This is a genomic window from Ferdinandcohnia sp. QZ13 (assembly GCF_031324165.1).
GTDB lineage: Bacteria > Bacillota > Bacilli > Bacillales > Bacillaceae_L > Ferdinandcohnia.
Genome location: NZ_JAVIVW010000001.1, coordinates 1,756,165 through 1,769,833, shown reverse-complemented (window position 1 = coordinate 1,769,833; position 13,669 = coordinate 1,756,165). Strand labels below are relative to the sequence as shown.

General features: G+C 37.5%; 12 protein-coding genes. 8 read left to right on the top strand and 4 right to left on the bottom strand.

Annotation, left to right across the window (positions count from 1 at the left end):
- Nucleotides 1–513 precede the first annotated feature (513 nt).
- Complete coding sequence (locus RGU12_RS08625) at nt 514–1,710, top strand: DEAD/DEAH box helicase (protein WP_309535704.1); 1,197 nt, start codon at nt 514–516, stop codon at nt 1,708–1,710.
- A gap of 50 nt (nt 1,711–1,760) precedes the next feature.
- Here RGU12_RS08625 and RGU12_RS08620 read toward each other — a convergent pair whose 3' ends face one another.
- Both RGU12_RS08620 and RGU12_RS08615 read right to left on the bottom strand, forming a co-directional pair.
- Nucleotides 1,761–2,411: a response regulator gene (locus RGU12_RS08620; protein ID WP_309535703.1), complete on the bottom strand. Its 651-nt coding sequence runs from the start codon at nt 2,409–2,411 to the stop codon at nt 1,761–1,763.
- Nucleotides 2,412–3,605: a sensor histidine kinase gene (locus RGU12_RS08615; RefSeq protein WP_309535702.1), complete on the bottom strand. Its 1,194-nt coding sequence runs from the start codon at nt 3,603–3,605 to the stop codon at nt 2,412–2,414.
- Between the two features lie 238 nt (nt 3,606–3,843).
- Between RGU12_RS08615 and RGU12_RS08610 the strand changes: the two genes are divergently transcribed.
- The 4 genes from RGU12_RS08610 (at nt 3,844) to RGU12_RS08595 (ending at nt 7,761) form a co-directional block, all read left to right on the top strand.
- Nucleotides 3,844–4,362, top strand: coding sequence for a DUF1700 domain-containing protein (locus RGU12_RS08610; RefSeq protein ID WP_309535701.1), 519 nt, complete (start codon nt 3,844–3,846; stop codon nt 4,360–4,362).
- A 3-nt stretch (nt 4,363–4,365) separates the two neighbouring features.
- Nucleotides 4,366–5,322 carry a DUF4097 family beta strand repeat-containing protein gene (locus RGU12_RS08605; RefSeq protein ID WP_309535700.1) on the top strand — a complete coding sequence of 319 codons (957 nt, stop codon included), beginning with the start codon at nt 4,366–4,368 and terminating at the stop codon, nt 5,320–5,322.
- A gap of 147 nt (nt 5,323–5,469) precedes the next feature.
- Nucleotides 5,470–6,495 (top strand): Gfo/Idh/MocA family protein, encoded by a 1,026-nt coding sequence (locus RGU12_RS08600; protein WP_309535699.1) that lies wholly within the window; start codon nt 5,470–5,472, stop codon nt 6,493–6,495.
- Nucleotides 6,496–6,729: 234 nt separating this feature from the next.
- The gene (locus tag RGU12_RS08595) at nt 6,730–7,761 is read left to right on the top strand and encodes a TRAP transporter substrate-binding protein (RefSeq protein WP_309535698.1); all 1,032 of its coding nucleotides are present in this window, start codon (nt 6,730–6,732) and stop codon (nt 7,759–7,761) included.
- Between the two features lie 52 nt (nt 7,762–7,813).
- Here the strand turns inward: RGU12_RS08595 and RGU12_RS08590 are convergent, their stop codons facing one another.
- Both RGU12_RS08590 and RGU12_RS08585 read right to left on the bottom strand, forming a co-directional pair.
- Entirely contained in the window at nt 7,814–9,160 is a 1,347-nt protein-coding gene (locus RGU12_RS08590; protein WP_309535697.1) for a hypothetical protein, read from the bottom strand.
- Nucleotides 9,161–9,215: 55 nt separating this feature from the next.
- Nucleotides 9,216–10,202, bottom strand: a complete 987-nt coding sequence (locus RGU12_RS08585) for a LacI family DNA-binding transcriptional regulator (protein WP_309535696.1) — start codon at nt 10,200–10,202, stop codon at nt 9,216–9,218.
- Nucleotides 10,203–10,565: 363 nt separating this feature from the next.
- On the opposite strand from RGU12_RS08585, the gene RGU12_RS08580 reads away from it, so the two are divergent.
- The 3 genes from RGU12_RS08580 (at nt 10,566) to RGU12_RS08570 (ending at nt 13,636) form a co-directional block, all read left to right on the top strand.
- A complete protein-coding gene (locus tag RGU12_RS08580; RefSeq protein ID WP_309535695.1) occupies nt 10,566–11,594 on the top strand; it encodes a TRAP transporter substrate-binding protein in 1,029 nt (342 codons plus the stop codon).
- Between the two features lie 256 nt (nt 11,595–11,850).
- A complete protein-coding gene (locus RGU12_RS08575) occupies nt 11,851–12,348 on the top strand; it encodes a TRAP transporter small permease (RefSeq protein WP_309535694.1) in 498 nt (165 codons plus the stop codon).
- A gap of 7 nt (nt 12,349–12,355) precedes the next feature.
- Nucleotides 12,356–13,636, top strand: a complete 1,281-nt coding sequence (locus RGU12_RS08570) for a TRAP transporter large permease (RefSeq protein WP_309535693.1) — start codon at nt 12,356–12,358, stop codon at nt 13,634–13,636.
- Nucleotides 13,637–13,669: the final 33 nt, after the last annotated feature.

Here is a 13,669-nt window from a genome sequence, read left to right as displayed (position 1 = left end):
TAAAAGCGTATTTAATTTCAGTTGGAGGTGTAGCATTTACTTTGGAATTCCCCCACATACCAGTAATTAGGAAGTTGAAGGCACTCCAACACCTCTGGAGATCCCCCGCATACCAGTAATTAGGAAGTTGAAGGCACTCCAACACCTCTGGAAATCCCCCGCATACCAGTAATTAGGAAGTTGAAGGAACTCCAACACCTCTGGAGATCCAGCGTATACCAGTTATTAGGAAGTTGATGGTACTCCAGAACTCCTGGAAATCCCCCCCACACCAGTTATTAGGAAGTTGGTGACACTCCAACACCCCTGAAAAGACTCCGTATACCACTTATTAGGAGACTGATGGTACTCCAAACAGACGCATCATAGGAGTCATCCATTCCCAGTAAAAAAACTAGCCCCATTAAACCAAAATATCCCCTCGATCAAACTATTTTTTGCACTTAAGCCAAAAGATAGTTAGAATATACAATAGTCTAACCATACAAGTACGTATAAGGAAGGTACATAACAATGTCAAAATGGTCTCAATTAGAAGAAATGAAACCTTTTATACAGGAAGTCTGGCAGGAGTCAGGCTTTGAAGCTCCAACAGCGATACAGGAAAAAGCGATTCCCGCGATCCTTGAAGGGAAGGACGTTATTTGTGAATCTCCCACAGGAACAGGGAAAACTCTTTCGTATTTACTTCCTGCTATTCAGAAGCTCGACGAAACAAAGAGCGGCATCCAGATTGTAATCCTTGCTCCGTCCCGTGAGCTCGTCATGCAAATCCTGGAGGAAGTTCGAAAATGGACGAAAGGCACAAACATCGTAAGCGCGTCTTTCATTGGCGGTGCAAATGTTAAAAAACAGGTCGAAAAGCTGAAAGAACGTCCGCAAATCGTCATTGGAACAACTGGCCGAATCATCGAACTTATCAAAATGAAAAAAATGAAAATGCACGAGGTTACGACCGTCATTGTCGACGAAGCGGATCAGCTCGTTTCAAATGAACATCTATCCAATGTGCAAAGCATTATCAAATCAACATTAAGGGATCGCCAAATCCTTTTCTTCTCAGCGACAATCACTGAGCAAACCGAAAAGATTGCGAAGTCCTTGATGAACAATGCGGAGATCATTCGGGTAAAACAAACTCTCAACCAGGAAAACACATCGCATATCTATTTCCTATGTGAACAGCGTGATAAAATCGATGTGCTTCGCAAAATTATGTATACCGAGCCAGACAAGGCAATTGCTTTTATAAAAAGTCTCGATAAAGTAGAAGAAATCGAAGCGAAGTTAACCTATAACCATATCGATGTTGCGGTACTTGCTGGAGAAGCGAAGAAGCAGGAAAGACAGCAATCGATGAAAAACTTCCGTGCTGGAAAAATTCCGTTGTTGCTAACAACAGATGTAGCGGCAAGGGGTCTAGATATTCAGGATGTCACCTATGTGATTCATTTTGACTTTCCAAAAACAACAGAGCAATATGTTCACCGCTCAGGTCGAACAGGGCGGATGGGGAAAAAAGGTGTAGTCATCTCCATCGTCAATTCACGTGAGGAAAGTTTCCTCAAAAAAATGGGGCATGACCTAGGGATCACATTTAGTAAAAAGGATTTTTATAAAGGTGAAATAGTAGACGCTCGTGAGGAAAAAAAAGTGTTACCTAAAACGCGAAAATCCCCAACTACTAAAAATAGTAGAAATCATAATTAAATCGAACAAACCATCCCAATCAGGATGGTTTGTTTTAATTCAAAAACTATTTAAATTAACTTTTCCTGCTGTGCTTTTAATGCCGCCTGGAACCTGTCCTTTACGTCTAGTTTGTGATAAATATTGGAAATGTAATTTTTGACTGTACCTTCTGATAAAAATAACTTTTGCGCGATATGTTTATTACTAAGTCCCAAAGCAAGGCATTCAAGCACCTCTTCTTCACGCTCTGTTAAATTGTATCTTGTAATATTCTCTTGTATGCTAGAGCCTTCGTTACTGTTAATTTGTTGGACGAGAAGTCTTGCTAAATCTTGTGGAAGCAGTGTACCACCCTTATGTATCAGTTTTATACCAGAAAGCAAATCCTTTGGATGTATCGCTTTTAGCAAATAGCCTTCTGCACCTATCTTTAATGCATCAATAACATGATTCACCTCTTGAAAGGTGGTTAAGATGATAATTTTTATATCCGGCCAACGCTGCTTAATTATTTTGGTTGCAGAAATTCCATTCATTTCAGGCATATTAATATCCATAAGAATGATTGTAGGTTTGTGCTGTTCACAAAGGTCAATAGCCTCAATACCATTTTGTGCTAATCCAACAATTTCAATTTCATTATCCATACTCAAAACAATTGATAGGCTTTCACGAATAAGCTCCTGGTCATCCACAAGTAAGAGTTTAATAATACTCATTTAGACTATCTCCTTTATAGGTACTGTAATTGTTAACTTAACTCCACGATATTTTCCATTTGTTATCGCAAGGTCTCCATGTAATTCTCCAATCCGTTCCTTCATTGCTGTTAATCCAAATCCGGGATTTAGTGTCTCAATTGGAGTACCGTTGTTTTCAACAGATAGAGTAACGGCGGTATGTGAAATAAGAAAATGAATAACAATTTTTGTTGCATCACCATGTCTTTTGGCGTTTGTAAGAGCTTCTTGTAAACTGCGAATAAATACCAGTTTAATTGAAGGTGTAACTGGATATTCGGTTCCATGCTTATGGAACTGAACATCAGTATCAGTATTCTCCTTGAAATTGGTAGCGATTTGTTCTAATAAAATCGATAATTTCTCTTCACTTTCAGAGGGAGCGATTTCATGGATATGCTTCCTTATATCCTGTAAACCACTACGTGAAACGTTAGCTAATAATTCAATCCTTTGTTTTGCTTTCTCAATATCCGTTTCTAGTAAGTAAGAAACAGCATCAAGGCCTACTGTGACAGAGGTAAAATGATGACCGATGGTGTCGTGAAGCTCTTTTGCAAGCCGATTCCGTTCCTTGAGCAGAGTGACTTTTTCAATTTGCTCAGCATATTGCTGTAACACTCTATTCTGTTCTTGAATCAACCTATATTGCTTATTATTTTCTTCAATGATTCGGTCTGTTCTACGTTGTGATTGGATGACATAATTGAAGCAAGCGCCGAAGCCTAAGAAGATAAAGATATCAAAGTATTGAAGCAAATAAGAAACAGTGTCCAGTGACCATAGACGTGGCAATGGAAAGATGATTAGAAATATTGGAAATGTCCATTTAACAGTCTTCTTTGTAGCTAGGTAGCCAATCATTAAAAAGGACATTAAAATCACGGAGGTACCAAGATTCACCTGTAAAAAGATGTTTACATAGATGGATGCTCCACCAGCAAGGACGAGCTCGGAGATTGGGTATAGGATAGGATTTTTATAACCAGGCCTCCAAAACAGATGTGGTACAAGATAACAAACAGTTAAAATGCAAACAAATAATAAATAGGGTAAATCACCAAGAGTTTCAATATGAATATAGAAATAGAGCATGCCGGATAAATACCAGCAAAGCCTTAGGAAAAAAATAAACCAGTCAATCCAGATCCAATCTGGGTCTGTTTTTTTCATAACCACACCTCAATCTCCAAGACTTTTTTCCTATCTCTACCTATATTACAAGAAATTAGGGATTTCTAGTAGTCTATAAAATGAAAAATGTCATTTATGCAAATCAATTTGACAAAGTAAGTAGGGGTCATTCCGTCATATTATCATTCACTTGGAATTTTGTGACTGGCTTCACTGTGGTCATATGACTTTTACTTTGTATGATAAGGTCATAGGAAGTTAGAAGGGACCGAGAAATATGAATAAAGACCAAATGCTTCAGGAATTGGAAGATCGTTTGAAAGGGCTGCCGGCTGATGACCGACAAAAGCTAATTGAACTATATGAGGATCTTATCGATGTAGCCAAAGAAAATCGAAACGTGAATTCAAGCTTTATGGAATCAGTTGAATTAGAAGACAATTCTGAAGTATCCCATTTAGTAGAAAAAAAATCTTATCGAAATAGTGGACGAATGATTCTTGCTTTAGTCAGTTTGATATTATTTAACAGTATTTTTGTTTTAGGTCCAGCGATTGCGGTTATTTCCATCTATTTTTCACTTTGGATTATGTCTTTTTGCTTTGTGGTATCACCGCTTTTAGTTGTGACTCAGGTGTTTGTTGGAGGGTTCACTAGCTTGGAATTTTTTATTTCGATTCTGCTTTGTGGAATCGGCACTCTGCTTGGTGTAGGAATGATAAAAGCAGGAAAAGGACTATATAAGGTTTTTGCCATGTATGTAAATTGGAATTTAGGATTAATAAAAGGAGAATAAACAATGAGAAAAATAATGTATGGAGCGTTAATCTTTGTGTTGATCGGAGTTTTAGGCGTAATTATTACGTTGAATAATTCTGGAGTGGAGGCTTTTACCTTTAGTTCAGTAGATGTCAATGAAAAACAAGAGGTTTCTTCTAAAGGGGTTTCAAATATAATTATTGATTCAGCTGTTGATGTCAATGTTATTCCTACAAAGAAAAATCTGATTGAGGTTGAGTTTTCAGGGAAAGTAGGTAAAAAGAGTAAGGCTTTATATAAGCTCAACATTGACGAAGACGGTGATTCAGTAGAAATTACAATGGAAAAGAAAAACAAGTTCCAATTCATGATGTTTAATTTCACGCGTGTAAGCCTTACTGTAGAAGTCCCAGAAAAAATGTACGATTCGCTTCAAATTAAAGCATCTTCAGGTGATATAGCTGTCGAAGAAATTGATGCAAAGGAAATGACGATTGAAACACAATCCGGTGATATTGAAATAATGAACAGTATGATTAAAGGAAGCTTAAATCTCGAAGCATCTAGTGGAGATGTAAGGGTTAAAGATACGACTGGAAATGTTATTGACATTCAAACCAGTAGCGGTGATATTACGGCGATAAATAATAAAGCAAAGGAAATTGAATTACTTACAAGTAGTGGTGATATTGATTCAAACAATCAAGTATCTGAAAAAATGAACATGAACACATCCTCTGGGGATATTATAGTTGATGCAAAAGAAATATCCGGTGATATTTCAATGGAAGCAAGCAGTGGTGACATCGATGTAAGCTTTGTACATGTACCTGAATCCTTGGCTGTGGATTTTAAAAGTAATTCCGGCGATGGAAATGCTACCATGGAGGGAATGAAGTTTACCGAAAAATCAGAACACCGAATTCTGGGTGAAATCGGAGTAGGGGGATATCAGATTACAGCAAGAACAAGCTCTGGTGACTTTAAGATTAGATAAATACAAACAACATAGAGTGAAAAAAGGTAAACAGAAAAACTGAGTGTTTATCTTTTTTCATTTTATTCAAATGATAGGCGTTTACAATTTAAATTGAAAGAGCCTATACTATTGATAATAATCGTATTATTTTAGGAGGCTGGTTTTATGACCCAAAAGGTGAAAGTCGGAATCGTCGGATCCGGTAGCATTGCGAATACTCATATGAAGAGTATTATTGAAGTGCCAAACGCTGAACTTGTTGCGGTCTATTCACGAAACAAGGAAACCGTTCAAAAGCTGGCAGATACATACAATATCACGCCTTACACTGACTACCAGGACTTTTTAACAAATGCCGGAATCGATATGGTTGCTATCGTTACACCAAGTGGAACCCATGCGGAACTTGGAATTGCTGCCGCAAAGGCAGGGAAGCATGTCGTTGTTGAAAAACCAATTGATATTACGATAGATAAAACAAATCAACTCATTGCTGCATGTAAACAAGCAAACGTCACCTTAAGCTGTATATTCCAGCATCGTTTCGATGAGGCCGTTCAAGATGTTAAAAAAGTATTGAACGAAGGAGAATTTGGACAACTAAACTTTGGTGCAGCACGCACAACGATCTATCGCTCACAGGAATATTATGATAGTGGGGCATGGCGTGGTACATGGGAATTGGACGGTGGAGGTGCCCTAATCAACCAATCGATCCATTACATTGATCTGCTACTATACGTGATGGGACCAGTTGATGAGGTCTATGCCTATACGGCAACCCGTGCACATGAACGTATTGAAGTTGAGGATATTGCAGTAGCGACTGTTAAATTCAAATCCGGTGCATTAGGTCTAATTGAAGGGAACACAACGGCTTATCCTGGCTTTTCAACCACACTTGATATATTTGGTACAAACGGAAGTGTCATTATCGAAAATGACAACGTGAAAGAATGGAAGTTTAAAAGTGGGTTGGAATACGAGAACAAACAAACTGAAATGGAAACAAACGTGTCATCTAATATCGTTAAATCGAATCAATCCTTCGTCAAACAATACACAGATGTTGTGCAAGCCATTTTAGAAAATCGGGAGCCACTTGTGACTGGAGAAGAGGCGAAAAAATCACTAGAATTAATCCTTGCTATTTACCAATCGGCAAGAGAAGGAAGACCAGTCAAACTATAAGTATATAGTCAAAGACTAAGAGTAGCAACGTCTTTGTGACCCACCTCGTGTGGACCTAAGTGTCTCAAATGTGAGGCACTTTTTTATGCCTATTATAACAAATTTAATAATTGTGAAAATTCTAATAAAAATCTTGAAAACAAGATAAGATTATTTTAAGATATAGGTGTTTGAAGGTCAAAAAATGTAAGCGGTAACAAAGACCTTTTAAAAATCAATAGAGGGGGTTGGGGTATGAAGAAAAAATGGTTGGCAGCTTTATCGATTTCATTTCTTATGATAGGTATTTTGGCAGCCTGCAGCGGGGGTGAAAATGAACCAGCAAGTTCTCCGGGGGACAGTGGAGAAAAAGAAGCAAAAGATCCAATTGTGTTACGTTTAGCAGACAATCAACCAGATAATTATCCAACTGTTGTCGGGGATAAGGAGTTTGCAAAATTAGTAGAGGAAAAAACGGATGGCCGCATTAAAGTCGAAGTGTATGCAGGAGGACAGCTTGGCGATGAGAAGAGCGTTATTGAGCAGGTTCAATTAGGTTCGATCGATTTTGCACGCGTTAGTGCAAGTCCGCTAGCTGAATTTTCTAAGGATTTAGGGGTACTATCCATGCCTTACCTGTTCAGAGATGCAGATCATATGTGGAATGTTCTTAACGGAGAGATTGGTGAGGAGTTATTAGCGGGTATGGAAGAAGCGAATATGAGAGGACTCACATTCTATGATTCTGGTAGCCGTAACTTCTATAATTCAAAACATCCAGTCGAAAAGCCTGAAGATTTAAAAGGGTTAAAGATTCGTGTTCAACAATCTGCTTTAGTAGTAGACATGGTTGAAGCTCTTGGCGCTTCAGCAACTCCGATGGCATATGACGAAGTATATTCAGCTCTTCAAACAGGCGTAATTGACGGTGCAGAAAACAATTATCCTAGCTACTATTCCGTGAATCACTATGAAGTTGCAAAATATTTTACATTAGATGGACATTCACGTGTACCGGAGATTCTAATGATTTCAAAGAAGGTTTGGGATGATTTAAGTGCAGACGATCAAAAAGCAGTAAAAGAAGCTGCAATGGAATCTCAAAAAGTTCAAATCGAATCCTGGGCGGCTTTAGTTGAAGAGGCGAAGGAAAAGGTTGAAGCTGCGGGTAATGAAGTCGTTGAAATTACTGATACGGCACCATGGCGTGAAGCCGTTCAGCCAGTCTATGACAAGCATGGTGGAGCATACAAAGAATGGATTGACAGAATCGAAGCTGTAAAGTAAACAGATAAATAAGAAGCCCTACCGCAGAACGAAACTGAGGTAGGGCTACTTTTCATAATAAACACAATGCCATAATCGTTCCAACACCACTAAACAAAAAGGCAAATCCCATATTCCATAAGGACACCTTATAGGAATTGACATGTAATAAATCACCGGTAATGGAAACTGACACATTAAAAGGACCCGCAATCGTAGTCGATAGAGCAGAAGTAATCATAACCAGGCTCAACGATAACGGATTAACCAACTGGAGAACGGGTTCCACAATCGCCATTAATATACTTAACGTAACTAAAGGATGAAATCCTGACAATGCAAGCCCAAGAAATAGAACCTGAATGAATAAAAACAAGAAAACAGGATATTGACTTAATTGCGTAAAAGGTTCCTGCAAATAATCGATAAAACTTGAATCACCTAAATTACTCGTAAAAAAGCCAACTCCAAGAAACAAAACCAAATTATCCTTTAATCCAATCGTCCGCTTTTTCCATAAAGGAATCGCAAAAGTGACATACGACTTTAACCGTTTAATGGAAATGGCCCATAAGAATGAGAAGGGAACAATAACAAACGCAATCGTTTGAAGGAACCCCATATCTAAAAAGTGATTCACACTTAAAATCACAATCATGAACAAGACAAGGTAAAAGACGAGAGATAGTACCTTTTGTTTCATTTGTTTTTTTGCACTTTTTGACTCAATCGCCTGATTCCCTTCCGTGAGTTCGAACTTTTTAAAGGAGAAATAGCCAATCAACCAATTCAACACAATTAATATAAATGTAAAAAGAATAAGCCATGGTAAGACATCTAAGTAAGGAAGATGTGTTGATTCTATAGTTAAAATCACTAACAATTCCATTGGCGAAATGATAATACTAAATACATATCCTCTTAGCATGGCACGTGAAATAAATTTATTCCTGAGATCTTCAGCCATGTGAGAAATGTTTTTTTGAATAACAGCTTTTACAAGTGGAAGGGTAGCAAGATTTAAAAATCCACCTAGTAAAAAGGTGACCATTGATGTTCGGCTGAATAATTGTCCCATATTGTGAATCCGAACTTTTAAAAGTTTACTAACCTGTTGATCGTATCGCCCTACAATAATTATCGAATTGATAAAAGGTAGGACGTAAAAAATAGCTAACAATGGAACCATCGATGTCATATATAGTGGGAGTTCCGTTATCGATCTTCCCTCAACAAAAAATACAAGCACCCCGATTCCAACAAAGAGAATACTAATAACCCTAAATAACAATGAGGACCCCTTTATAGAAAAAATCCACGCAACTATAGCGAGTATCCCCGTTCCAGTTGTTATCCAAGAGGAATCAACAATTAAACTTACAAAATAGAATAGAAAAAGTAAACTATATAAAATGATCATGACTTAATCTCCTAGTTGTTAAAATAAATAGGGCTAGATCATGATTCTAGCCCATTCATAAAACGATGCCTGCTCGAGCACATGAGATACGCTCATTAATAGTAGGTCTTAGTTGTTTAATAATAGGAGTTGTATCCTTAGATTTTATTTGGGTTATAAGAGTTTCAACCATATTACTAGCAATCTCATCCACAGGAACTCCGACACTTGTAACAGGTATTTCCAGGTTATTCATTTGTGAGATATTATCGTAGCTGATGACGGAAATATCCTTTGGTATAATCAAATTTGCTTCACGTAGGGCACGAACAACTCCTGCACTAATATCATAACTTGAACCGATAATCGCTGTAGGTCTATTGGAAGAGTTCAATAATCGTTTTGTTGCTAAATACCCATCATACCAATTAAGTCCAGCCGTATTCACAAAGTGATCGCTCGTAATGGGTAAATTAAACCTGCGCATCGCTTTTTTTACACCATAATATTTTTCCAATTGCCGATCGTCAATCGGCGAGAAGTCACCTATATACGCAATATTTGTATGCCCGAGATTGTATAAATATTCTACCGCCATCTCCATGCACATCTGATAGTTCACATCAATCACGGTATGATTTTTATTTTTTCCAACACCATAGGTCACTAAAGGGAACGAAACAGTATCTAGTATACTATGATTATGCTCATCAAACACAAGAACCCCATCTACCTGAAATCGCCTAAATAACTCGAGAGAATCCTCAATACAATCTATGGATAAAATCATAGAATAAGAATTTAATTTAATTTGCTTATTGATTCTTGTAACCAATGTAGAAGGTGCAATCCGTTCCAATGTCGGCCAAATTAAACCAATTACTTTTGATTGCTTCGAAACTAACCGTTGAGCAGCAAAATTTGGTTCATACCCTAGTTCCTTGGCAATCTTGTTAATTTTTGCTTTTGTTTCCGGTTTTACAAGCGGGCTATCGTTCAATGCTTTAGAAACAGTAGAGTAACTCACACCAGCTACTTGCGCAATATCCTTAATTGTTATCATAGAAGTCACCTGTACATTGATATTTTTGAATGAAAAAATTTTAACAACGTTATTATTATTACTAAATTAATTGTTAATTTATTTTATATTTTCACAGGTTCGCCATATATTGTCAACGTTTACATAATTATAAATTCCGAAATTTCTACAAAAAAAGACTTGAAAACTATTTTTGTTTAATTTATGATGTAGGAGAAATAACAACGTTGTTATTTCATACAGAGAGTCTATTAACCGTTTATGAAATATGAAAGCGATCGCAAATTGCTTTCATATTTTTCTGTAAGGGTTGTAAGCGTTTTATTGTAAACGCTTGATTTATAGACTTAAAACAAAAAATCACACCAGAGGGGGAAGGTTTTTATGAAGAAGAAAGGCTTAGCAGTTTTATCGATGTCCTTTGTGCTTGCAGGCTTATTAGCAGCTTGTGGCGGAGGCGATGATTCAGCTACTAAAAGTAGTGGTAAAGGCGATGGCGATGCAAAAGATCCTATCGTTTTAAAACTTGCAGACAACCAACCTGAGGATTATCCAACTGTTGTAGGGGATAAAGAGTTTGCGAAATTAGTAGAAGAGAAGACAAATGGACAAGTTAAGGTTGAAGTGTATGCAGGGGGTCAGCTTGGTGACGAGAAGAGCGTAATCGAGCAAGTTCAATTAGGTACAATCGACTTTGCTCGTGTTAATGCAAGTCCACTTGCTGAATTCTCTAAGGATTTAGGGGTTCTTTCCATGCCTTACCTATTTAGAGATGCAGACCATATGTGGAATGTCTTGAATGGTGAGATTGGTGAGGATTTATTAGCTGGTATGGAAGAATCGAATATGAGAGGACTTGTATTCTATGATTCTGGTAGCCGTAACTTCTATAATTCAAAACATCCAGTTGAAAAACCTGAGGATTTAAAAGGATTAAAGATTCGCGTTCAACAATCTGCATTAGTAGTAGACATGGTTGAATCTCTTGGTGCATCAGCTACACCAATGGCATATGAAGAAGTATATTCTGGACTTCAAACAGGTGTTATCGATGGTGCAGAAAACAACTATCCAAGTTATTACTCAGTGAACCACTATGAAGTTGCAAAGTATTTCACATTAGATGCACACTCACGTGTACCAGAAATTCTTATGATCTCTTCTAAAGTATGGAAAGATCTAAGTGAAGAAAACCAAAAAGCTATCAAAGAAGCTGCAATGGAATCACAAGAGGCTCAAAAAAATGCATGGGCTGATCTAGAAAATGAAGCAAAAGAAAAAGTTGAAGCTGCTGGTAACGAAGTAGTTGAAATTACTGACACTGCAGCATGGCGTGAAGCGGTACAACCAGTTTACGACAAACATGGTGGCGCATACAAAGCATGGATTGAAAAAATCGAAGCAGTAAAATAATAATCTATTAAGCTTTTAGTGGCATTTCCTCCTCAAGATTCTGGTCTTGAGGGAGGATTGCCTCCATATAGTTTAGTAAGACTTCGTGTTTTGAAAGCAAAGAAAATATAGATTATATGATGTGTTTGGGTTAGTTAAAAAGGTAATGAAAGGATTCGTTACTTTTTTAACGGATAAAGAAAGTATAATGCAACGACTGCTTTGCTTTCATCTGAGGCTCGACAATCATCGAGTTTGCTTTAAGGAGGCTAGTTAAATGGATGGGTTAAAAAAAGTCAAAAGGATCTTTGATAATGCCATTGATAATCTAATTGCTATTTTCATAGCTGTAATGTGTATTATCGTAGCAGCAACAGTATTTACTCGATACTTTTTCAGCTACACTCCAAGATGGTCCTCAGAGGTATCATTACTTCTACTTGTATGGGTAGGATTCATTGGAATCGCAGTCGGCTTTAGGGATAAGCTCCATATTGGTGTGGGTGCATTAGTTGCAATAATGCCAAAAAAGGTCCAAACATTGTGTGATATTATCGCAAAAATCTTAGTTATTTTGGTTGCAATTGTTTTTATTTTTTATGGGCTTAGATTTACTGCACTTATGGGTGGGTCAACAATGCCGGGTACAGGACTTCCACAAAGTGTTTTATACGGTGCAATCCCAGCAACGGGTATTTTAATGCTAATTTATGGTATCGAGCTCTTGTTTAAAAAGGGTATGCATCAAGAATGGGATGAACAGATAGAGGAGTGAGTTGTAAATGGAAGTATTAATATTATTAGGAAGCTTTGTTCTTCTCTTACTAATACGCGTTCCTGTTGCACTGAGCCTAGTAGTTTCCTCATTTATTACAGGAATTTACATGGATATCGATTTAGCAGCATTGGTTCAACGTATGGTAGGCGGACTTAATTCATTCTCACTCCTTGCGATTCCATTCTTTATTTTAGCAGGAGAAATTATGAATGAAGGCGGTATTTCAAGACGCTTAATTAACTTAGCAAACGTTATGATTGGTAAGGTTCGTGGTGGACTTGCTGTCGTTAACGTATTAGCAAGTACTTTCTTCGGCGGAATCTCAGGTTCGGCGGTTGCAGACGTATCTTCAATCGGCTCCGTGTTAATTCCAATGATGAAAAAGGCGAAATACGATGCAGATTATGCAGTTAACGTAACAATCTCCAGTGCGGCTCAAGGAGTTATGATTCCTCCAAGCCATAACATGATTATTTATTCAACGGCTGCCGGTGGGGTTTCAGTAGGCGCGCTATTTATGGGTGGACTTGTTCCAGGAATTTTATTAGGACTTGTTCTAATGGTTGTCACATATATTATTGCGGTTAAACGTAATTATCCAAAAGGTGAACCTGTTAAAAAAGAAGAAGTTCCAAAAATTATTCGTGAAGGTTTACTAGGTCTTTTTACAGCAGTTATCATTATCGGTGGTATTGTAAGTGGTATTTTCACAGCAACTGAATCTGCTGCGATTGGTGTTGTATATGCATTTATTATTACATTCTTTGTATATCGTGATATTCCACTTTCAAGAATGCGTATTATCTTAGTTAGAACTTCAAAAACCCTAGCGATGGTGCTTTTCTTAATCTCTGCATCTTCAGCTTTTGGATGGTTATTAGCATTATTAAAAGTTCCAGCTATGGTGACAGAGGGGCTTCTTGCATTTTCACCAAATGACATTGTCACATTATTAATCATCAACTTAATTCTACTAGTACTTGGTATGTTTATGGATATGGCTCCACTTATCTTAATTGCAACTCCAATTCTATTACCTGTTGCTACAGCGGCCGGTATGGATCCGGTGCAATTCGGTGTTGTGCTTATTCTAAACCTTGCAATAGGATTAATCACTCCACCAGTAGGCACCTGTCTATTTGTTGGATGTGCGATTGGTCAAATACCAATAGAGAAGACCATGAAAGGAATGATTCCGTTCTATGCGGCAATGATCGCAGTATTACTTGCGATTACATTCATTCCACAATTGTCTCTCTTCTTACCAGATTTGCTTATAAAATAGAGGAAGTGGGGTGTCTATGTAGATACCCCTTTC

What these genes read in the sequence shown, in the direction of transcription:
- RGU12_RS08575 (WP_309535694.1), top strand. Translation starts at nt 11,851, where the DNA reads ATGGATGGGTTAAAAAAAGTCAAAAGGATCTTTGATAATGCCATTGAT.
- RGU12_RS08600 (WP_309535699.1), top strand. Translation starts at nt 5,470, where the DNA reads ATGACCCAAAAGGTGAAAGTCGGAATCGTCGGATCCGGTAGCATTGCG.
- RGU12_RS08570 (WP_309535693.1), top strand. Translation starts at nt 12,356, where the DNA reads ATGGAAGTATTAATATTATTAGGAAGCTTTGTTCTTCTCTTACTAATA.
- RGU12_RS08620 (WP_309535703.1), bottom strand. Translation starts at nt 2,411, where the DNA reads ATGAGTATTATTAAACTCTTACTTGTGGATGACCAGGAGCTTATTCGT.
- RGU12_RS08610 (WP_309535701.1), top strand. Translation starts at nt 3,844, where the DNA reads ATGAATAAAGACCAAATGCTTCAGGAATTGGAAGATCGTTTGAAAGGG.
- RGU12_RS08625 (WP_309535704.1), top strand. Translation starts at nt 514, where the DNA reads ATGTCAAAATGGTCTCAATTAGAAGAAATGAAACCTTTTATACAGGAA.
- RGU12_RS08590 (WP_309535697.1), bottom strand. Translation starts at nt 9,160, where the DNA reads ATGATCATTTTATATAGTTTACTTTTTCTATTCTATTTTGTAAGTTTA.
- RGU12_RS08585 (WP_309535696.1), bottom strand. Translation starts at nt 10,202, where the DNA reads ATGATAACAATTAAGGATATTGCGCAAGTAGCTGGTGTGAGTTACTCT.
- RGU12_RS08580 (WP_309535695.1), top strand. Translation starts at nt 10,566, where the DNA reads ATGAAGAAGAAAGGCTTAGCAGTTTTATCGATGTCCTTTGTGCTTGCA.
- RGU12_RS08595 (WP_309535698.1), top strand. Translation starts at nt 6,730, where the DNA reads ATGAAGAAAAAATGGTTGGCAGCTTTATCGATTTCATTTCTTATGATA.
- RGU12_RS08615 (WP_309535702.1), bottom strand. Translation starts at nt 3,605, where the DNA reads ATGAAAAAAACAGACCCAGATTGGATCTGGATTGACTGGTTTATTTTT.
- RGU12_RS08605 (WP_309535700.1), top strand. Translation starts at nt 4,366, where the DNA reads ATGAGAAAAATAATGTATGGAGCGTTAATCTTTGTGTTGATCGGAGTT.